The sequence below is a fragment of the Ruminococcus flavefaciens 007c genome, from assembly GCF_000571935.1.
Lineage (GTDB): Bacteria > Bacillota > Clostridia > Oscillospirales > Ruminococcaceae > Ruminococcus > Ruminococcus flavefaciens_F.
The window spans coordinates 38242-58532 of sequence record NZ_ATAX01000026.1 but is presented as its reverse complement, the minus strand read 5'-3'; the positions used below and the strand labels follow the sequence as shown (position 1 = coordinate 58532).

General features: G+C 48.8%; 16 protein-coding genes and 3 tRNA genes. 6 read left to right on the top strand and 13 right to left on the bottom strand.

Features of this window, described 5'->3' with window-relative positions; all coding sequences use genetic code 11:
• Window positions 1–57 precede the first annotated feature (57 nt).
• The 13 genes from RF007C_RS10060 to RF007C_RS10005 all read right to left on the bottom strand — a co-directional run bounded on the left by RF007C_RS10060 (window position 58) and on the right by RF007C_RS10005 (window position 9250).
• Window positions 58–489 (bottom strand): hypothetical protein, encoded by a 432-nt coding sequence (locus tag RF007C_RS10060; RefSeq protein WP_152537165.1) that lies wholly within the window; start codon window positions 487–489, stop codon window positions 58–60.
• Window positions 490–494: 5 nt separating this feature from the next.
• Complete coding sequence (locus tag RF007C_RS16540; RefSeq protein ID WP_051456620.1) at window positions 495–1523, bottom strand: PstS family phosphate ABC transporter substrate-binding protein; 1029 nt, start codon at window positions 1521–1523, stop codon at window positions 495–497.
• A 299-nt stretch (window positions 1524–1822) separates the two neighbouring features.
• Window positions 1823–1951, bottom strand: coding sequence for a hypothetical protein (locus RF007C_RS18195; protein ID WP_019680216.1), 129 nt, complete (start codon window positions 1949–1951; stop codon window positions 1823–1825).
• Between the two features lie 120 nt (window positions 1952–2071).
• Window positions 2072–2743: a hypothetical protein gene (locus tag RF007C_RS10050; RefSeq protein ID WP_037299543.1), complete on the bottom strand. Its 672-nt coding sequence runs from the start codon at window positions 2741–2743 to the stop codon at window positions 2072–2074.
• A gap of 12 nt (window positions 2744–2755) precedes the next feature.
• Window positions 2756–3568 (bottom strand): hypothetical protein, encoded by an 813-nt coding sequence (locus RF007C_RS10045; RefSeq protein ID WP_019680214.1) that lies wholly within the window; start codon window positions 3566–3568, stop codon window positions 2756–2758.
• Between the two features lie 20 nt (window positions 3569–3588).
• Window positions 3589–4281, bottom strand: coding sequence for a leucine-rich repeat domain-containing protein (locus RF007C_RS10040; protein WP_037299541.1), 693 nt, complete (start codon window positions 4279–4281; stop codon window positions 3589–3591).
• Between the two features lie 58 nt (window positions 4282–4339).
• Window positions 4340–6163 carry a translational GTPase TypA gene (gene typA / locus RF007C_RS10035; protein WP_026052990.1) on the bottom strand — a complete coding sequence of 608 codons (1824 nt, stop codon included), beginning with the start codon at window positions 6161–6163 and terminating at the stop codon, window positions 4340–4342.
• A 213-nt stretch (window positions 6164–6376) separates the two neighbouring features.
• Window positions 6377–6462: transfer RNA gene (locus RF007C_RS10030), tRNA-Tyr, on the bottom strand.
• A 34-nt stretch (window positions 6463–6496) separates the two neighbouring features.
• Window positions 6497–6572 (bottom strand) — tRNA-Thr (locus tag RF007C_RS10025).
• Window positions 6573–6640: 68 nt separating this feature from the next.
• Window positions 6641–6717 (bottom strand) — tRNA-Pro (locus RF007C_RS10020).
• 180 nt (window positions 6718–6897) lie between these two features.
• Complete coding sequence (locus tag RF007C_RS10015; RefSeq protein WP_019680212.1) at window positions 6898–7173, bottom strand: hypothetical protein; 276 nt, start codon at window positions 7171–7173, stop codon at window positions 6898–6900.
• Between the two features lie 108 nt (window positions 7174–7281).
• A complete protein-coding gene (locus RF007C_RS10010) occupies window positions 7282–8007 on the bottom strand; it encodes an RsmE family RNA methyltransferase (protein ID WP_019680211.1) in 726 nt (241 codons plus the stop codon).
• A 121-nt stretch (window positions 8008–8128) separates the two neighbouring features.
• Window positions 8129–9250, bottom strand: a complete 1122-nt coding sequence (locus RF007C_RS10005) for a D-alanyl-D-alanine carboxypeptidase family protein (protein ID WP_019680210.1) — start codon at window positions 9248–9250, stop codon at window positions 8129–8131.
• Between the two features lie 338 nt (window positions 9251–9588).
• On the opposite strand from RF007C_RS10005, the gene RF007C_RS10000 reads away from it, so the two are divergent.
• The 6 genes from RF007C_RS10000 (at window position 9589) to RF007C_RS09975 (ending at window position 20248) form a co-directional block, all read left to right on the top strand.
• The gene (locus RF007C_RS10000) at window positions 9589–10992 is read left to right on the top strand and encodes an ABC transporter substrate-binding protein (protein ID WP_037299539.1); all 1404 of its coding nucleotides are present in this window, start codon (window positions 9589–9591) and stop codon (window positions 10990–10992) included.
• Between the two features lie 272 nt (window positions 10993–11264).
• The gene (locus RF007C_RS16535; protein ID WP_051456619.1) at window positions 11265–13811 is read left to right on the top strand and encodes a glycoside hydrolase family 9 protein; all 2547 of its coding nucleotides are present in this window, start codon (window positions 11265–11267) and stop codon (window positions 13809–13811) included.
• Between the two features lie 281 nt (window positions 13812–14092).
• Window positions 14093–16741: a glycoside hydrolase family 9 protein gene (locus RF007C_RS09990; protein WP_037299536.1), complete on the top strand. Its 2649-nt coding sequence runs from the start codon at window positions 14093–14095 to the stop codon at window positions 16739–16741.
• A gap of 221 nt (window positions 16742–16962) precedes the next feature.
• The gene (gene secG, locus RF007C_RS09985) at window positions 16963–17220 is read left to right on the top strand and encodes a preprotein translocase subunit SecG (RefSeq protein ID WP_037299534.1); all 258 of its coding nucleotides are present in this window, start codon (window positions 16963–16965) and stop codon (window positions 17218–17220) included.
• A 68-nt stretch (window positions 17221–17288) separates the two neighbouring features.
• Window positions 17289–19463, top strand: a complete 2175-nt coding sequence (rnr, locus tag RF007C_RS09980; RefSeq protein ID WP_051456618.1) for a ribonuclease R — start codon at window positions 17289–17291, stop codon at window positions 19461–19463.
• Window positions 19463–20248, top strand: a complete 786-nt coding sequence (locus tag RF007C_RS09975; protein ID WP_037299533.1) for a hypothetical protein — start codon at window positions 19463–19465, stop codon at window positions 20246–20248. Before rnr ends, RF007C_RS09975 begins: the two co-directional genes overlap by 1 nt.
• Window positions 20249–20291 lie beyond the last annotated feature (43 nt).

The following is a 20291-nucleotide window of genomic DNA, read 5'->3' as shown; positions in this document are numbered from 1 at the left end:
CCTTAGTAAAAAAGACGATCGCCGTAAAAATTACTGCGACCGCCGTTTTTATATATTTCAGTGTCTTTCGTTCCTGCTCCGTCCGATCTCCTTGACCATAGCGGAGATATGCTTTCTGTAATCGGCATTTTTTGCTGCTGCGAAAACTATTATATATACCGTCAGTCTTAAAAGCATCAGGCTCAGCAATATGATGATCTCAGCCTTGTCATAGCCCTTGAACAGCATATATACAGCAGCAGGAACATGAAGCAGCTCAATGAGCACATAAAGCCTTCTGCTGAAGCAGCAGGCTGCCACCAATAATATGGCTGCCACACATAACAGCAGCAGCGCTACCTGTCTGCCTATGGGGATGAGCTCAAAATGGATCCTTTCGGTGCTGAAGTACCTGTCCATATTCAGGAATATGAGTATACACAGCTCCAGAGCAAGGAATACGCACATGACCTGTCTTAAAATAAACTCTTTGCGTTTGTATCCCTTCATATCTCTCACCGCACTTCCTTTACAGGACACAGGCCTGCCATTCTTACCAGCTGCTGTCCCCTGTCGCTGAGTATATATCTCCTGAGATCCTGCGATATACTGTCATCGCCCCTTACTGTAATAACATAGTAGGTATCAACTATGGGATATGCGCCGCTGCGGAAGGTATCCTCCGAGGGCTCTGTTCCGTCAATCTTCAGCTTTTTTATATCCTCTGACGCATAAAGCCTCTGAAAGCAGGCTCCGCTGGTATAGCCGAGGCTGTTCACCTTATTGACATACTCGCCCACAAAACGGGTACTGCCCTCCATATAGCTCTCCTCGGGCTCTGTCATTTTCACGAATCCCATGACCTTGGTATCCATGGTCCACTGTTCCTCGCTGCCCTCAGAGCGCTGATAGGCCACTATTTTTTCATCGTTACCACCTACGTCCTTCCAGTTGGTGATCTTTCCGCTGTAAATATCCTGGATCTGCTTTAAAGTGAGGCTTTCAACAGGATTGTCCCTGTGGGTGAAAAACACCAGACCGTCGTAGGCTATGGGCTCTGTCACCAGTTCAAGTCCCGCTTTCTCGGCCTTTTCGGCAGAGTCGGCAGGCACGCCCTTCTCGAAGAGGATGTGCTTCTCGTTGTATGTAAGAAAATCAGCGTCGTCCTCTGTTTTGCCTGCATAGGTATAGATAAGGGAAGAAAAGGAATTATAGGTGTACTTCGTGTCAAAAGGTGCCTTTTCCTCTCCGCTGTTGTCAAAGCATTGTCTTTCAAGCTCTGCATACAGCGGAACAGTCGCTTTCGAGCCGCCGACATACTCCATATGTTCTCTTGAGATGCTGAATCCACCCTTATCGAGCTTTTTCCAGTCCGGTAAAGGCGCACATCTGAGCAACAGGTCATCGATCTTGTCACGCTCGATACTGTGATGACCTTCATAGGCAGAATGAGTCTTTGCGCTCATCTGTATCACCAGCAGCAGCGAAGGCAGCAAAAAAAGCAGCGGGATAAGTCTCAGCCGCTTTATCCTGTCATGTTCCATATAATATTCTCCTTCTGCGCAGATATATCAGACTCGGTGATCCGCGCATATGACATCATTATACCACCATAGCATATTAAAATCAACTAAATGCCGTAAATCTTAAATAAGCTGTAAATCAATTGTAACAAAAAAGGACGGCCGGAGACCGTCCTATAATTGCAATTTTCATTGCGATACCCTTATACTGTACCGCTAATGATAAAAGCCGCCATCATCAGCATAGATCAACACGATGATAAACGGCACCTTTATTATAAAAGATTACTCTTATTCCTCATTCATATCATCTTGCGGAATTATTGCTGGATATAAGCCTGTTCAGCTGCAGTGCAGCATCTGCCTTCAGCGAATCCGTGCATATTGCCGATAAGACAGGCAGCAGCGGCAACCAATATGGCAGCGGCAGTTTTAAAGACGTTTTTCATGGTGCAAATTCCCCCTTTAAACGCATTATAGCACATACGATCATGTTTTTCAATACGATAACAGAAAATTAAGAATTTCGTAACAAATAGCGGCAGCATTCCTGCCGCCGCTATGATATGTTATGATACTACGTATGTCTCGCCGTCGATGGTATATACACAGATATACATATAATCGCCCAGTCTCATCTGGAGAGAATAGCTGCCTCCGTCGTCGGGCTTGGCATAGGTACAGTTCACCATATAAACATTCCTCGTGGTTATATTGCAGCCGGGAGAAGCTGTCTCCATGAGCTTGTCATATGTCTCAAAGGCGCTGTCAGTATCATCTTTGAGGCGTCCGTCCACCAGTATATAATCAAAGGTAAAATCAGAGCCTGTGTACTGCTTGATAAGCTCATACTCTGCGTCAAGGAACTCCTGCTCGTTTTCGTAGCTTGAATTCGCAAGACGGTACTTCAGAAGATCGGGATGTACAGCCTTTTTGAGGTACTCGGGGTTTCTTTCGGAAAGAGCATAGAAATAATTTGAAAGAGCATCTGCTTCGGCGTCTGTTACAAATCTCGGATCGTACTCTATGCTGAGAGGCACATCGCTCTCACTGGAGAGCTTCTGAAAATACTCTGCACCATAGGGCATATCCTCAAGCTCCATGCTGGCATTAGCGGGAGGACTACCTCCTGCCAGATTATTGGATTTATCAGACTGTTTCTTCTCGCTGCATGATGCCGCAGAAAAGATCATAGTCAATGCGGCAGCAAGAGCTGCGGCCTTTGTAAACGCTCTTTTCATTATAATCGCTCCTTAGCCGAATGTATAATACTTTCCGTCCTTTACGGCAAATACTATCTCGTATCCGCTTACGATCATCTGTTCTCTGCCGTAAGCGTCCTCGCCCATTACATAGAAGCAGGCATCAACGATCTCATCGCTCTCGCCCTTTACCTGCTCGTAGTAATCCTTGCCGAAAATATCGCTGAGAGACTTGAAATAAGTGTCAAGGTTCTCCTTGTCCTCGGCATACTTGGGTGCGGGTTCGATCTTTATACGTGTAATGCTGTAGTCTCCATACATCTTGTCAGCAATATTTGAGCACTGCTTTGCAAATGATGTCTTGAGATCATACTGATACTCCTTCTGAAGGAATGCATCCATTTCGGTAACATAGCTGGGCATGATACATTTCTGGTATGTATTATAGTCAGCAGCAGAGAATGACATGAAATACTTTGCAAGGGTGAGAACATTCTCTTCCTTGAAGGAAGCGTCGTCAAAATACACCTTGATACCGTCACCTGTTACTCTGTATGCACCGAGCTCAGCGTCCTCTGCGCCCTCCTCGGGAGTAATAACATCCTTCTTTACAGAACCGAGAACGAGTACCTTATCATCCACCTTGGCATTGTTGACCTTTTCAGTTATCTTGTTGTAATAAGCTTCCTTATCGTAATTATCTCCTGAAAGCTCCGTACCGCCTACAACAGGTGCATTTGATGACTTAGCAGATGTTTCTGCATTGACGGGACTGCTGGTGTCTGATTTCTTGCCGCAGCCTGCAAAAGTCTGTATACCTGCTGCTGCAGCAATAATAAGTGCTGCGATTTTTAAATTTTTCATAGCCTTTTTTCCTCTCTTGATCAATAAACCGCATATTTGCCCATAGCGCCTGCCCATTCGGCAGCCGCAGAACCCTCGGGCGCATACACTGTAAGATCGGGCAGCTCTTCGAGCCCCCAGTTTTCGTATTTAAGCTCAGGACTAAGTATAGTAAGGCTCCTCATTCCCGTACAGGCGGTAAAAGCCTGTTTTTGTATACGTGTTACCTGCGCAGGCACGGTAAGCTCGGGAAGAGCGCTGCATCCTGCAAAAGCACCACATTCTATTTCTGTAAGACCTGACGGCAGGTTGATGCTCACAAGAGACTGACAGTCAGCAAAGGCCGCTTCACCTATGACCTTTACGGTCTCGGGAAGCGTCACTGAAGTGAGCCCGTAGTTTGCTTCAAAGGCATAGAAGCCTATTTCAATAACGGGAGAGCCCTCTATCTCGCCGGGTATCTCCACCTCGGTGTCCTTGCCCTTATAACGGGTGATGATGACACCGCCGTCGTAGATCTCGTAATCGAAATCCTCGGCAGAAACGATATTCCTCTCTCTGACCGTAGCCAGCGGAGCATAGGATCCTGCTTCGGTATTTTCCTCGGAAGCTGCTGAAGCATCCGTACTGCTGTTTATGACCTCACTGTTTTTGGCGACCTTATTGCCGCAAGCGGCCAGAAGGAACGCAGCTGCTGCCGCCGCAGCCAGCGATGCCACAATATGTTCTTTCATATTATATCTCCAAAACCTGCAAATTATATGGTCTAATTGTGTTGATTTGATGAAAAAATCAATTCTTTTTTCCTCTGTCCTTAGCTCTCTGTGTATTGCTGAGAACTCTCTTTCTGATACGCAGAGATTCGGGAGTTACCTCGAGGAGCTCGTCATCAGCAAGGAACTCAAGGCAGTCCTCAAGGCTGAGAACTCTCGGAGGAACGAGACGGAGAGCGTCATCGCTTCCGCTTGCGCGGGTATTTGTCAGGTGCTTCTTCTTGCAGACATTTACAACGAGATCTTCTGTCTTCGGTGAAGCTCCCACGATCATACCCTCATATACGGGAGTACCCGATGTGATGAAGAGCTGTCCGCGCTCCTGAGCATTGTAAAGACCGTAGGTAACAGCCTCGCCTGTCTCGAACGAAACGAGAGAGCCTGTGTTTCTGCGCTCGATGTCGCCCTTGTAAGGCTGATAGCCGTCGAATACGTGGCTCATTATACCCTCGCCCTTTGTATCTGTAAGGAATTCGCTCTTATAGCCGAAAAGTCCTCTTGCAGGGATAAGGAACTCGATACGCATACGGCTTCCCTGGGGGTGCATATCCACCATATCGCCCTTACGTGAGCCGATCTTCTCCATTACAGAGCCGACGCAGTCCTCGGGAACGTCAACGACAAGGCGCTCGATAGGCTCCAGCTTTCTGCCGTTCTCATCGTTCTTGAAGAGAACACGGGGAGTTGATACGCCTAGCTCATAGCCCTCGCGGCGCATATTCTCGATGAGTATGGACAGGTGCATCTCGCCTCTGCCTGCTACGCGGAATGCGTCTGTGGAGTCTGTCTCCTCAACGCGGAGAGAAACGTCCTTGAGGAGCTCCTTGAAGAGTCTCTCACGGAGCTGACGTGATGTAACGAACTTACCCTCGCGGCCTGCAAAGGGGCTGTCGTTTACAGAGAATGTCATTTCTACTGTGGGCTCGCTGATCTTTACGAAGGGGAGCGGATCGGGAGCATCTGTTGCACAGATCGTATCACCTATGGTTATGTTCTCGATACCAGAGATCCATACGATGTCGCCCATCTGAGCCTCCTGAACGGGAACACGGTTGAGTCCCTGTATCTGGAGGAGCGAAACTATCTTTGCGTTGTAATTCTTCTTTGAGCCTGTATAATCACAGACAGTAACCTGCTGGTTTACACCTATCTTTCCTCTTACGATACGGCCGATACCGATACGTCCAACGTACTCGTTATAGTCAATAGAGGATATGAGCATCTGGAGAGGATCATTCTCCTCGCCCTTGGGAGGCTCTATATAATTGATGATAGTATCGAAAAGGGGCTTCAGGTCTGTACCTGCCTCGTACTGGCTGAGTGAAGCTGTACCGCTTCTGCCCGAGCAGAAGAGCAGAGGGCTCTCCAGCTGTTCCTCGTTGGCGTCCAGGTCGAGAAGGAGCTCCAGCACCTCATCGCCGATCTCGTCGAGACGAGCGTCAGGACGGTCTATCTTATTTACTACTACTATTATCTTATGTCCCATTTCCAGTGCCTTAGAGAGCACGAAACGAGTCTGCGGCATGGGGCCCTCAGCTGCATCTACCAGCAGGAGAACGCCGTCTACCATTTCCAGTACACGCTCAACCTCTCCGCCGAAGTCAGCATGGCCGGGAGTGTCGATGATGTTGATCTTTGTACCATTGTACATTACCGAGGTATTCTTTGCAAGGATAGTGATACCTCTTTCCCTCTCGATGTCGTTTGAGTCCATTACACGCTCTGCAACTTCCTGATTTTCACGGAAAACGCCGCCCTGCTTGAGCATCTCGTCAACGAGGGTAGTCTTGCCGTGGTCAACGTGTGCGATAATGGCAATGTTTCTCAGATCTTCTCTTATCATATTTTCTTTCCTCCAGATAGTCTTAGACTTTCTTATGTTTATATATGTAAACGGCCTTCGCCGATTTTTCCGCATTATATATACATTTCTGAACATACAGGCTTTATTTCCGTGCAAATCCTCTTTTTTTCCGGGCATAAAAAAGCCCTTGCAGGAATTTGCAAGGTTTACGGCGGGTGAAACAAAAACAGCCCCGATTTTTCGGGGCGTTTCTGGTGGGAGAGGATGGATTCGGACCATCGAAGCTGAAAAGCAACAGATTTACAGTCTGCCCCCTTTGGCCACTCGGGAACTCTCCCATAAAAGATTCTATTCTGTCGCAAGACAAAATAATGGAGCTGGTGGACGGACTCGAACCCCCGACCTGCTGATTACAAATCAGCTGCTCTACCAACTGAGCTACACCAGCGCTAATGCTTAATTATTATATCACATTTGCTTCTGTTTGTCAAGTACTTTTTTCGACTTTTTTATGTCTGGTCGAGGCGACAGGACTCGAACCTGCGGCATCTTGCTCCCAAAGCAAGCACTCTACCAAACTGAGCTACGCCTCGGATTTATTCTTCGGCAAGTCCTTGACGGACAGCTTTTATATTATACCAGAACACTTACTGCTTGTCAAGGGTATAAGCTGCATTTTGTAACATCTCACAATATAATCAATAAGCAGCGACATTTTTTGCTCTCTTTTACAAAACAGCAAAAAAGGGAGCTTACGCTCCCTTGAAAGATCATTAGTCCTTGATGTCGTCGATAATGTCCTCAGCAGCATCCTTAACGTCCTCAACAACGTCCTCTGCCTTGTCCTTTATCTCTTCGGCAGCTTCCTTTACGGAATCATCGTTGATCTCGAAGTCGATGCTCTCGTCTGTGTCAAAGTTATCGAAATCATCGTAATCGTCATCATCATAATCAGAACCTGCGCTCTTATCCTTCAGAGCCTGTGCAGCAACATATCCAACGGCAGCTGCTGCGCCAGCAGCTAAAATAGCAACTAAAAACTTATTCATTTTAATTTCCTCTTTTCTCCGCAAGAAATAGTACTTACCGAACCGCTTGCGATCGGATTACGATAATATATTAATATTATATCATACTTTTTTTTCGATTTCAACTCTTTACATATTATTTGTTAAAAACATCAAAATTGAAAGGGCTGTTATTGGTGCAGTTTCACAACGCAGTATTCTTTGGCCCAACCAGACCTGCTGAGCACCCGCCGAAACCATTGCCTCAGCCTCTTCTCTGTCGAAGCCGCCCTCGCTTCCGATGACAAGCCCGATCGTCCTTATATTGCTGAGATCAGCCTCTCCGAAGCTCACTCCTCCCTTTTCTTCATAGAGGAGGATATTCCTGTCCAGCTCCTTCATCATGTCGATACTCTCCCTGAGGCTCACCATGGGAGTGACCTCGGGTATCATGCCTCTTCCCGACTGCTTTGCAGCCTCCTCGGCTATCTTGCTGAGCCTCGGCAGCTTCTTTCTGGCAAAGTCCTTCTCATCGGGGCGCGACACGCAGCGCCTTGTGAGCACGGGCACAACCCTTGATACTCCCAGCTCAACGCTTTTCTGTATGATGAATTCCAGCTTGTCCAGCTTCGGCACTGCCTGAAAAAGCGTCACCTCCACATTCGGTTCCGCAGCACATCTGTGCTTCTCCACAAGATCGAGATACACGGCATCGGCGGTTATGCTGCTGATATTGCAGCGGTAGTCTGTGCCGTTGCAGCACACGGTGATCTCCTCACCTGTTCTCATGCGCAGGGAACGCCCTATATGATTGGCGTCGCTGCCTGTCAGGACGATATTGTTCTCATCTATCTCATTTCTGAAAAATCTCGGCATAAAATCTCAGCTCATTTCCGTAAAAAGTCTGTTTCCGCAAAATAAATATATCATACTCCCTGCCCCCGTGTCAAGGCTGCGCAAATAAAAAAAGCCCTGTCTTCCGCGACAGGGACGTTTATCAATTGTATTCGGATTTGATATTGAAGTATTCTTCAAGGCACTGTCCGCTCTTGTAGAGCTTATTTGCCAGCTTTGAGCCTACATATCTTATATGCCACGGCTCGTACTGATAGCCCGTGATAGACTCCTTGCCCTGGGGATAGCGGATTATAAAGCCGTATTCGTGGGCGTGCTCTGCAAGCCATGCCGCCTCACGTGTAGAACCGAAAGCGTCGTCAACTGTATTGACGTCTATGACAAGTCCCGTCTGATGCTCGGAAAAACCCGGGCGTGCGGAATAGGTATCCGCCTTGTCCTTTCCATCCTCCTTGACGTAGTTTTCATAGATTATCTCCTGATCGTGATAGGAACGGAACCCCGAATTGAGATATATGCTCAGTCCCTCCTTGGAGGCTGCTCCCGAAAGCGCCTGAAACTGCTGATAGCATATGGGCTCCAGACCGGGTTCAAAGGTAGCGGGCAGACTGTAGGACTTGTTCGCTATCAAAACCCCCTCCATATAAGTAAGCCCCTCTGTATCATACACAGGGGGCTCGGGAGCCTCAGCCGTATTCGACTGAGGCGTTGCATTACTTGTTGCTTCTGTAGATCCGTCTCCGCGGACTGTTACCTTGATCATTACTTCCTGAGTAGGATCGGAAGCAGATCTGAGAGTAACGTAGCACACACCAGGCTTTATGCCTGTGATGTTGCCTATATTATCGACTGTGGCGATGGTAGCATCGCCTGAAGACCAGCGCTCGTCAGCTTCGCCCATACCATCGGGGTAACCGGTTACTCTGGGCATATCCGTCTCGCCGACCTCAAGTATGATAGTCTGTCTGTCGAGTTTGAAATCGCTCTTGTTAACGGGATCTGTAAGTGTCGCCGTAGTAGTGACAGCAGTTGTTGTTATTGCGGGATCCGTAGTAGTTGTAGGAGTAGTTATCGTAGTAGTGGGCGTTGAATTCTTGCCGCCGCTCTTCTTTTTGCCATCTCCCGAACAGGCATGAGCCGCAAGGAGAACAAGCAGCAGTACCAGAAATGCTATTACCGCAAGAGCTGCAAGGCGTCTGTTCCTGAGTGTCTTACGGGATACTCTCTTACGTGGACGATGTGATTCATATCTATTGTTATCCATTTTTACAAAATCCCTTTCTCTGCAAATTAGGGGAGGATCAACATATTACCTGCCCATATAAACACTTTAACAATATTATATCACAGCTCAAATGAAATGTCACGTAATTTTATAACAATTCCGCATTTTTTTAACAACTTGACATATAACAGGCGGTATTTTTGGAGCTTTTTAACAAAGATAATGCAAACTCGCCCCGCCTCAATGGAAATAACCACTGTTTTTACAGCCTTTTCCCGTAATATCATATTCCTTGACACAGAACAGAAGAACGAGTATAATATTATTGACTCTTACCGCAGAAACAAATGCGGTATCCGAAAGGAGCATAACATATAATGTTGAATACAAAGAGACTGCTCGCTGCCCTTACAGCAGCAGCCGCAGTCCTTACCGCTGCCACATCATGCAGCAGCAAAAAGAAAGACAGCGGAGATACACAGCCCGTCACCGCAGAAAAAAGCTCGGAGACGGCAGATACCACATTCAACGGCGATCCCGCCGAGCCCAGCAGCGATATGGAGATAACCTGGCTGGCGGACTATGACCTCAACCCTCAGGGCGGAGACCAGCGCTCCGCAGCACTGGCTCTCTTCGAGGACGCTTACGGCGGCAGGATAAACTGGGTGCGTACATCAGCAAACGACAAGTTCTCCACCCTTTCCGCAATGCTGGATTCAGGAGAGACTGTGGATATGTTCCCCTTTGACGGAGGAGTGTTCCCCGGCGGCGTTATGTCGGGACAGTTCGCTCCCCTCGACTCCTATTTCGGGGATATGGGCGTTGACGAAGGCCTCTGGTCGGATGTGTCGTCACTGATGGATATGTTCGCATACAACGGACAGCATTACGTGATCCCCTACTCGATATCCGAACCCGTACTGCTCACATACAGCAGAAAGCTCATGAAATCCGAAGGAATAGATGATCCGAGGACTCTGTGGCAGGAGGGCAAATGGGACTGGGACGCAATGAAGTCCATGATCGAGAAGTTCAGATCAAATAATCCCGACGCATACAGATACGGCATAAACGGCTGGTTCGGACAGGCAGCCATCAGCTCAACAGGACGTGCTGTGGTGAGCTACGACGGAAACACGCTGAAAAACTGTATGTACGATCCCGACATCGCAAGAGCAGAGGCTATGATAAACGGCATATGCGCAAACGGCTGGGTGAGCACCCTATGGCGCGATACCTTCCCCGCAGACCTCAATACCCTGTTCTATGCATCAGGCAGCTGGTCGCTGGGAATATCCAACGCCGCAAATCCGGAGTCTGACCTGATGATAGTCCCCTTCCCCAAGGATCCCGAAGCGGACAAAAACTACATCTCCTGCAATTTCAATGCCCGTATGCTCACAAGAGACTCTCAGAAAGGCAAGGCAGTTGCTACATATTTAAAATGCGAACGTCTTGCAGCCTCTGACGAAAACATGAAAAAGGCTGCAAAGGAACAGGCTCTGATACAGGTGAAGAACGCCTCGGGCACATACAGGAGCTTCATCACCGAGGAACAGTACGACGCTTTGCAGGAATATACCGATCTTTCAAAGGTAAGCCCCGTTTACGATTTCGGAAACGGCATGGATACAGCAATGACCGGCTACGGTAATTATACTCCCGATTCAAGGGGCGTTATGTACCGTATCACCGATTCACAGCAGACTAAGGACTGGGAAGCCCTCAAGAGCGCACTTTCACCGGTCATCGACGGCGAAATAGCAAAATACAGCAACTGATACAGGGACGGCGGAAGCCGTCCTTTTTTCATATTGAAAAGACGGGGACGTAAGTTTTCCCCCTCAGATATCGGCATATATCCTCCTTATCATAGTAAAATGCCACAAAGAAAAGGAAGACTTTTTGATACATTCTCCAAATATGTCTCTCATTGTGCGAAATTACACATATTGTTCACAAAACTTGAGCAAAATATGTTATAATAGTAGCATGGAAACTATGGCTTGCATAGACTTCCTGTTTTATCTATTATTTGAGAGGAGAATGGAAAATGAAACACAAAAACACTCTGGCAAAAAAACTATCTGCTGCAGCCGCTTCCGCTGTCATAGCACTGACATCGGCGGTAACCACCGCAGTTCCCGTAACTGCCGACGCAGCAGATCACGACTACTATAAAGCACTGGCTATGTCGCTTTATATGTACGACGCCAACGCCTGCGGCAAAGGCATTACCGACGGCCCTCTTACATGGAGAGGCGACTGCCACACATATGACGATTCCGCTTCCGTAGGAAATCTGGGCGGCTCGGAAAAGGCCGCTGTGGATCCAGACGGCGACGGAAAAGTCGATCTTTCGGGCGGCTTCCACGACGCAGGCGACCACATCAAGTTCAATCTCACTATCGGTTTCGCAATGAGCGCTCTGGCTCTTTCAGAATACCTCAACCCCGGTGTATACGAAAAGGCAGGCTGCAAGGATCATCTTATCTATGAGCTCAGATGGGGCGCCGATTACCTTATGAAGACCACATTCCTTGATAACTCCGGCAATGTTGCGGCTGTTGCACACGTTGTTGCAGACGGCGGCACGGATCACGGCATATGGTCACCTCCGGAAGTACAGACCTATGCAAGGCCTATATTCTGGCTCACATCAAACAGCAACAATTCCTCGGTATGCTGCGAAATGGCAGCAGGACTTGCGGGCACGGCATATGTGCTCAAGGATTCCGATCCCACCTATTCCGCAGAGTGCCTGAAGTACGCAAAGGCTCTGCTGGCATTCGGTCAGCAGCACGTCGGCAACAATACGGGCGGTATAGGCGGCTTCTATGATACAGCCGCTCAGTATCAGGACGAAGAGGCTATGGCTCAGGCATGGCTCTGGGTAAACGACGCAGGAAGCAAGCCTTCACGTGTCGGAAAGAACGGCGACTACGGCAACAGCCAGTACGACGGCTGGGTATTCTCATGGGACAAGGTATGGCAGGGCTATTCCACTCTCATGTACAAGGCTACAGGCGATCAGGTATACGCTGACGAGTTGAAGTACGAACTCCAGAAGCAGGGCGATCTCAGAGTAGGTACATATAACGCAGACGGCTGGGGTGCTTCACGCTACAACTGCGCTAAACAGATGGATGCCCTCGCTATCGCAAACGGCAACAAGGACGCAGATTACGCAAAGGCTGCAAAGTATCAGATGGACCACATCCTCGGAGACAACAGCTTAGGCTATAGTTTTCTCCTCGGATACGGCGACAAGTGGCCCGTACATATCCACCACCGTGCTGCAAATCCCGGAACTGACAGCTCAGGCGCTTCCTCCAATCCCTCCGCCAAGTACACAGCTTACGGTCTCCTCGTAGGCGGTGACGACAAGAGCGGTTATCAGGATCAGACAGACAAATACCAGTACACCGAGGGTGCTCTCGATTATAACGGCTGCTTCGCAATTGCCTGTGCAGGCGTTGCAAACCTCTACGGCGGCGATGCAACATCTATGCCCGCTCTTGCAAAGCAGGTAAGCGAGATAAACGCAGATTTCAAATTCGGCAGCAATGAGATAGTTACTACAACTACCTCCACAACAACGACCACTACTACCACAACAGAGCCAGTTACAACCACAACTACAACTACCGAGGCAAAGCCACTGATAACTATTACAATGAGACCATCATATGATGTCAAGGAGGTAATTTCCTATCCTGCAAAGACACAGTATACCGTAGGCGAGAGTCTCGATCTTTCGGGTATTTCCGTAATGGTACAGTCAAGAACATACTGGCAGGAGGCAGAAGGCGGCAGCAGAGCAGGCATAATCTACGGCGAGCCCTTCCTTGTTGAGAACATCACTCTCGATCCCAAGTACGCCATCATAGGCGGTGAAAACGGCGCTATCTGGAAGGGCGAAATGGCTAACGAGGTGCCCGCTGGCTCATATGCGGTAATGTACAACGGAGATTATTATTATAACGGTGAGAATATATCCTTCGGAAACTTCAAGTACCCCATAGCCGTAAAGGAAGCCGAAGGCATAAAGCCTTATTCCTGCGTTTTCACAGTCAAGGACAAGGATACGGGCGAGCTCATCAACAACGCCACACTGACATTCGCAACACATATCGTCTATGAGATAGACGGACGCGAAGTATTCACAGGTCCGATAGCCAGGTATAATACAGCAGACGCTAACCCTGTGATATACAACTATGCAAAGTACAAGGACGCAAAGAGCTACTCTATCAGCAATATTTATGCAGAGGCTGACGGATATACCTTTGTTGAGGCTAAGGATGACATCAGGGACGGCGGTACTCCGAATGTTACATATATGGACGTACTGATGGTCAAGGGAGATGCCAATATCAAGGGCGACGCCAACTGCGACGGTACGGTAGACCTTGCGGATGCCATACTCATAATGCAGGCTCTTGCCAACCCCAATAAGTACGCAGAGGGCGGCACTGCCGACAAGCCTCTTACAACTCTGGGCAGAAAGAACGCAGATGCAGACGGAAACGGTATGACCAATGACGACGCTATGAATATCCAGAGACTGCTTCTCAAGCTTATCCCTTCCCTCGGATAAAAACACGATATTTACTAACACCACCTTCCATAAGACAGGCACGGGGCTCAGGCTTCGTGCCTGCTTCCTTTTTTTAACCTTTTTCGTACAAAAAGAATAGTGATTATGCACAATGTATGTTGTCGCTTTTTGCACATCATGCTGAAAATATTGTTTCGCAGTTCTATTTCACCATATTGTAATTATTCTGTTACCGTTTTGTTACCAAATTTCAATCCAAACCCTGTATAATGATGGTAAGACATATTATAGGCAGATCATTCAGAAAGAAGTGTGATAACATGAATAAGTTAAACAGGCTGAAATCAGCCATCATTAGCAGCGCAGTAGCCCTTACCTCTATTGCTTCACCGCTCTCTTCAGTGGTGTCTCCCTCTCTTACAGCAACAGCGGCAGACGGCGATAACTACGCTAAACTCCTTCAGTACTCTCTCTATCTCTATGACGCAAATATGTGCGGTGACAACTCGTCCTGCGGTCTCACATGGAGAAGCAACTGCCACATGAACGACGAAGTTCCCGGCGGTTTCCACGATGCCGGCGACCACGTAATGTTCGGTCAGCCTCAGGGCTATGCAGCTTCTACTCTCGGCTGGGCATATTACGAATTCAAGGACGCTTTCGTTGCTACAGGACAGGATGCACACCTCAAAGTTATAACAGACAAATTCTGTAAATTCTTCCGTGACGCTACAGTTCTCAACGGAAACAACGTTTCAAAGGTGCTTATCGAAAAAGGTAACGGTGATATCGACCATAACTACTGGGGCGCTCCCGAGTTACAGGGTGACAGAGGCCGTATGGTATGGACTACCGGCGGCGCTGCAAACATTACTGCTGAGTATGCAGCAGCTCTCGCAGCTAACTATGTAAACTTCGGTAACCCCGATGACCTTACCTATGCTAAGGCACTCTACAACTTCTCAAAGCAGAATACAGGAACATATTCGGTTTCACCATACTATGTAAGCGGTACCAGCGGCTCCGCAGACGAGCTCGCATGGGCAGCAGGCTGGCTCTATAAGGCTACAAATGATTCTCAGTACCTCAACGATCTGGGCACCTGCCCCGAGGGTTGGTGGGTACACTGCTGGGAGAACGTTGGTCTCGGCGCTTCTATCCTCAAGGCTGAGGCTACAAGCAACTGGAGCGCCGTTCACGAGATCGGCGGCGGCAATGAGTACAAGTTCTACGACGAGTGGGGCTCGGCAAGACACAATGCTACAGCTCAGATGGCTACTCTCGTAGCTGCTAAGTACAATCACGGTGATGCAGGCTGGGCTAAGGGCCAGATGCAGTACCTCACAGGCGATAAGGCTTTTGCAAATGGTCAGCGCTACTGCCTCATTGTCGGCTTCAAGGACAACGCTTCCAAAAATCCTCACCACAGAGCAGCTTCACCCGATGCAAACGCAAGCGAGCAGAACGACGGAACACCTAACAAGAATCTTCTTGTAGGCGCTCTCTGCGGCGGTCCTACTGATGCAAGCGGCGCAGGATACCGCGATGTTCGTTCAGATTATAAGGCTAACGAGGTAGCTGTTGACTATAACGCAGGTCTCGTTGGTGCAGCAGCAGGTCTTTACCACTTCTACAATACAGGCTCAACTGTAAGCACTATCCCCGGCGTTTCAAAGATCTACGGCGGCGGCTCATCTCAGCCCGGTACAACTACAACAACTACACAGGTAGATCCTTATAATCCGCCCACAACTACAACAACCACTTACAATCCCGGCGGTCCTTCAACAGGCAGCGGCAAGACTCTCCTTCCTGCTGATATGAAGGTAGGTGTAGAGGACGGAACCGACGGACCTATCAGCGTTGCTGAGTTTGCTCCTCAGGGCGCTAAGAAGGCAACACTTTACTTCAAGATCAATACCAACGATACACAGGCTTCCGGCGGCTTCGGCACATGGACAGGCAAGTGGGAGCAGGTTGATTTTGAAAACGTAAAGGCTGACGCAAACAAGGAAGTTGTAGTAGACTACGATATTCCTTCAAATGTTGGTCAGACTGTAAAGGCTATGATCTGGTGGCCTCAGGGCGACGGTGTTACTATCGAGAAGGTCGTTCTCGACGGCGGAAGCGGCAGTTCAACACCCGGCAATACAACAACTACAACTACTACAACAAGACCTGTTGTAATAACAACAACTACTACAAACACCAATCCCGGCGGTCCTTCAACAGGCGGCGACGGAGTATACAAGGTAGAGTTCAACAAGTCTCTCAAGTTCGATGACGCAGCTGACGACAAGATGATCGGCTTCGACTGGGCTGACTTCAAGATCCCCAGCGGCGAGTACGCTACAAAGATAGAGTTCAATATCTCTGCAAGCGGCAACATCGACAAGTGGGTAGGTAACTTCGGTTCTTCAACCACTGTTTCTCCCGATTACTGGTACATGAACGATGACGATCAGCAGGAAAAATCTATCAACGGCAGCAAGGGTACTATCACATGGACTCCCTCCGCAAGTGCTGCCAAGACTTTCGCTTACAGCGCCGGCGAGCTCAAGTTCGGTACATGGTGGACTAACGTTTCCACTTACAACATGGATTCTATCGTAGTTTATACAGCAAAGGGTACAGCTGCCACAACTACAACTACTACAAAAATCACCACAACAACCACTACAACTACTACAACAGCTCCTACACAGACTAATCCGCCTCAGGATATTCCTGTAACTGTATACGGCGACGCTAACTGCGATCGTAATGTTGACCTTTCCGATGCTATCCTCATCATGCAGGCTCTGGCTAACCCCAACAAGTACGGTGTAGGCGGTACTGATTATCACTGTCTCTCAAGACAGGGTCAGGCTAACGGTGACGTTGACCGCTCAACAAAGGGACTTACAGGCGATGATGCTCTCCGTATCCAGGAGTACCTCATCAAGAAGGTATCTTCACTCGCTTATTGAGTCTGATATTTTATCAAGCTTGAAAGGCTGCACGGCATATGCCGTGCAGCCTTTATTATTGCCTGACTTGTACGATTTCAACAATTTTACCATATTTTTTTCTCTTGCTTTTTCGCCTCAAACACTTGAAATACACTTCGGTCTGTGCTATAATATTATAGCTAATTGAAATATATCGGCTTTTGCCGTAAATAATACTTATTATTCGGAGGTAGTTTTTTATGTCAACTTTAGAAATCATCGGCGGTATCGCTATTCTTATCCTCAGTTTCCTTACTATCGTTATCTGCCTTTCACAGGAGCAGAAATCACAGGACAGCATGACAGCTGCTCTCACAGGTGCAAGCGCTGATTCCTTCTACGGCAAGAACGAGGGAAGAACAAAGGAAGCGATCCTCGCTAAGATCACAAGAGCTATGGCGATAATCCTTTTCGTTATCGTGCTCGCCGTGAATATTATACCGATCTTCACAAAGTAAGAAAAGCTGCCCTGTGACTTAAAGTCATGGGGCTTGATTTTTTTCACGGAAATACAGAAGGAGATAATATGGCAGAAAAAAGCAAAAAGAAACAGTCCGAGAAAAAGAGCAGCTCTGTTGTCTCGGTGGAAAGCTATAAAAACAAAATAGTCACCTTCCTCAAGGCCTACGGCAAGAAAACAATGCCCCTCAGCGAGCTTGAGGCAAAGTGCAGGACAAAAAAATCGGGAAGAGATAACTTCGCCGCAGCCTTTTCACAGCTGCGCAATGAGGGCGTAGTAATGATGAAAAAAGGCATGAAGGCCGCTCTCTGCTCCCGTATTGACGTATTCCCCGGAGCAGTGACACGCCTGAGCAGAACCTTCGGCTTCGCTGTAACGGACGACGGCATTGAATACTTCATACCCGGAAAATGTATGCTGGGCGCCATGCCCGGCGACAGAGTCCTCATATCCCCTATCCCTTCAAGGTCGGGTGAGCCCGAGGGTGAGATACTTGATATACTCGAATTCGGCAGCTCACAGCTCACGGGCAGGATCGAGTTCGACGACGGCAAGCCCTATCTTGTGCCGGATACGGCTTCAAAAAATCACGTTATAATAGTCCGCGAGGAAAGTATCCCCTTTGAAAACGGCGATAAAGTCCTGGCGGAGATAGTTTACCGCGGCCGCCGTCATGCCGAGCACAAGGTCAGGATAACCCTGGTTTTCGGAAGCTCGGAATATGCAGCTTCATCTGCGGCTTCCATACTTGCCGTCCACGGAGCTCCCACGGCCTTCCCGGACGAGGTGCTGAAGGAAGCGCGTAAAATAGCCGAGGGCGGCGTTCAGGAGTACAGCTTCAATAACCGCGAGGATCTGCGCGATATGACCATATTCACCATTGACGGAGCCGAGTCCAAGGATCTGGACGACGCTGTTTCCGTGGAAAAAACACGGAAGGGCTACTGTCTTGGCGTCCATATCGCAGACGTTTCCCACTATGTCAAGGGCAACAGCGCCATCGACAAGGAGGCTCTCCTCCGCGGTACAAGCATATACTACGCAGACAAGGTCATCCCCATGCTGCCGAAGGAGCTTTCAAACGGTATCTGCTCCCTCAATCCCGACGAGGACAGGCTCACGCTCTCTGCATTCATGGAGCTCGACAATGAAGGCAATATGCTCTCATACCGCTTCTGCAAAAGCGTTATCCGCTCCCGCGTAAAGGGCGTATACTCCGAGATAAACCGCATACTGGACGGCACGGAAGCTCCGGAAATCGCAGATAAATATTCCGCTGTCAGAAAGAATATAATGCTTATGAACGAGCTGGCAGACAAACTCATCGCAAAGAAGAAGCTCCGGCACGCTCCCGAGATAGAGACTACGGAAAGCAAGCTGATAATCGACGAAAACGGCGTATGCTGCGACGTCATTCCCCGCGAAAGAGGCAAGGCCGAGCGCATTATCGAGGAATTCATGCTCACTGCCAATGAGGCTGCCGCCAGACTGGCAAAGGATAAGAAGGTGCCCTTCGTTTACCGTATACACGAGGCTCCTCCCGAGGCAAAGGCCGAGGCTCTCCATGAGATACTTCCCAAATACGGCTTCGAGTGCCCTCATTTCAGCGAGTTCAAGCCCGCTCATGCCGCAAAGATACTGGAAAGCGCAAAGGATACAGACAAGTTCGAGGCTGTGAATATGCTTGTGCTCCGCTCTATGGCAAAGGCAAAGTACTCCCATGAGCCTCTCGGACACTTTGGTCTGGTGCTGGATGACTACGCTCACTTCACATCGCCTATACGCCGCTATCCCGATCTTGCCATACACCGCATAATCACCGATATTTTAGCAGGCTATAACGGCGAATGGCTCAGCAAGCGCTACGAGGGCTTTGCGATAAATGCCGCCGACCGCTCGTCAGCCGCGGAGATACGCGCCGTAACCATAGAACGCGAATGCGAGGACTGCTACAAGGCTGAATATATGAAGGCTCATATCGGCGAAAGCTTCACAGCAAGGATCTCGGGAGTTACCGAGTTCGGCTTCTATGTAGAGCTTCCCAACACCGTAGAGGGACTGGTACACATAAGAACTCTCCCCGAGGGCGAATACGACTACTGCGAGCCCGTTTCCCTTACGGAAAAATTCAGCGGCACTACCTATGCTCTCGGTCAGACTGTCCGCGTGATATGCGCCGCAGTAAACGTCAGCGACGGTACTATCGACTTTGTACTCGACGATGAACAGGAGGAAGCGTAATGAAAAAAATATTGTCACTTATGGCTGCCGCTGCTCTTGCAGCAGGAGCTGTTTCATGCAGCGAAAAGAAAACGGAAAAGACTTCCGATACGGAAAAGCCCTCGGCTACCGAGGCTGTCACTACTGAGCAGCCCGTTCCTGCCGACCATTCTCAGATCACCACAGCTTCCTCCACCACTACCGTTACCACAACAACCAAAGCTGCCACAACGGCTGCTGTAACAACTCAGCCCGATCCTATGGGCGGCGGTGTATTTGAATACAACAAGGACGGAGCTGTTGTCTTCACGGCTTCCCCCTCGGAGGCAGATGACACTGCTCTCATCGCTGCAGGTCAGGCACTCTTTGAGTCTGCCTGCCGCACGGAATGGAACTTCACCGTAGGCTGCCCCTATGATATTGATCTTAACTACTTTGTGGAGAACAATCTCGGCTGGCAGTTCTACAAGATCACCGACAGCAGAATAAAGTCCCTGAGCGACGTGGAAAATGACTATCACAAGGTATTCAGCGAAAAGCGGGCAGATCAGCTTTCATCGCTGTATATCGAGAAAAACGGCACCATGTACGCCTTCTGCGGCAACCGCGGCTCTGATATATACTATTCCTCGTCAAAGGTCACTGGAATAAAGTCACGTTCTGACAGTGAGATAGTCTTTACCGTGGATAACTACTACGACGGCAGTGACTTCGGTGATGCAGCTTATTCCACTACCGTTGAGTTCTCCGTTGCCATCGGCAGCGATAATGTATGGAAAGCCGAGAATTTCAGCCTTCCATACTGATTTGCACGGACAACCCCGCAGATGTGATCTCTTACGGTCAATA

What these genes read in the sequence shown, in the direction of transcription:
- RF007C_RS10060 (WP_152537165.1), bottom strand. Translation starts at nt 489, where the DNA reads ATGAAGGGATACAAACGCAAAGAGTTTATTTTAAGACAGGTCATGTGC.
- RF007C_RS16540 (WP_051456620.1), bottom strand. Translation starts at nt 1,523, where the DNA reads ATGGAACATGACAGGATAAAGCGGCTGAGACTTATCCCGCTGCTTTTT.
- RF007C_RS18195 (WP_019680216.1), bottom strand. Translation starts at nt 1,951, where the DNA reads ATGAAAAACGTCTTTAAAACTGCCGCTGCCATATTGGTTGCCGCTGCT.
- RF007C_RS10050 (WP_037299543.1), bottom strand. Translation starts at nt 2,743, where the DNA reads ATGAAAAGAGCGTTTACAAAGGCCGCAGCTCTTGCTGCCGCATTGACT.
- RF007C_RS10045 (WP_019680214.1), bottom strand. Translation starts at nt 3,568, where the DNA reads ATGAAAAATTTAAAAATCGCAGCACTTATTATTGCTGCAGCAGCAGGT.
- RF007C_RS10040 (WP_037299541.1), bottom strand. Translation starts at nt 4,281, where the DNA reads ATGAAAGAACATATTGTGGCATCGCTGGCTGCGGCGGCAGCAGCTGCG.
- typA (WP_026052990.1), bottom strand. Translation starts at nt 6,163, where the DNA reads ATGATAAGAGAAGATCTGAGAAACATTGCCATTATCGCACACGTTGAC.
- RF007C_RS10015 (WP_019680212.1), bottom strand. Translation starts at nt 7,173, where the DNA reads ATGAATAAGTTTTTAGTTGCTATTTTAGCTGCTGGCGCAGCAGCTGCC.
- RF007C_RS10010 (WP_019680211.1), bottom strand. Translation starts at nt 8,007, where the DNA reads ATGCCGAGATTTTTCAGAAATGAGATAGATGAGAACAATATCGTCCTG.
- RF007C_RS10005 (WP_019680210.1), bottom strand. Translation starts at nt 9,250, where the DNA reads ATGGATAACAATAGATATGAATCACATCGTCCACGTAAGAGAGTATCC.
- RF007C_RS10000 (WP_037299539.1), top strand. Translation starts at nt 9,589, where the DNA reads ATGTTGAATACAAAGAGACTGCTCGCTGCCCTTACAGCAGCAGCCGCA.
- RF007C_RS16535 (WP_051456619.1), top strand. Translation starts at nt 11,265, where the DNA reads ATGAAACACAAAAACACTCTGGCAAAAAAACTATCTGCTGCAGCCGCT.
- RF007C_RS09990 (WP_037299536.1), top strand. Translation starts at nt 14,093, where the DNA reads ATGAATAAGTTAAACAGGCTGAAATCAGCCATCATTAGCAGCGCAGTA.
- secG (WP_037299534.1), top strand. Translation starts at nt 16,963, where the DNA reads ATGTCAACTTTAGAAATCATCGGCGGTATCGCTATTCTTATCCTCAGT.
- rnr (WP_051456618.1), top strand. Translation starts at nt 17,289, where the DNA reads ATGGCAGAAAAAAGCAAAAAGAAACAGTCCGAGAAAAAGAGCAGCTCT.
- RF007C_RS09975 (WP_037299533.1), top strand. Translation starts at nt 19,463, where the DNA reads ATGAAAAAAATATTGTCACTTATGGCTGCCGCTGCTCTTGCAGCAGGA.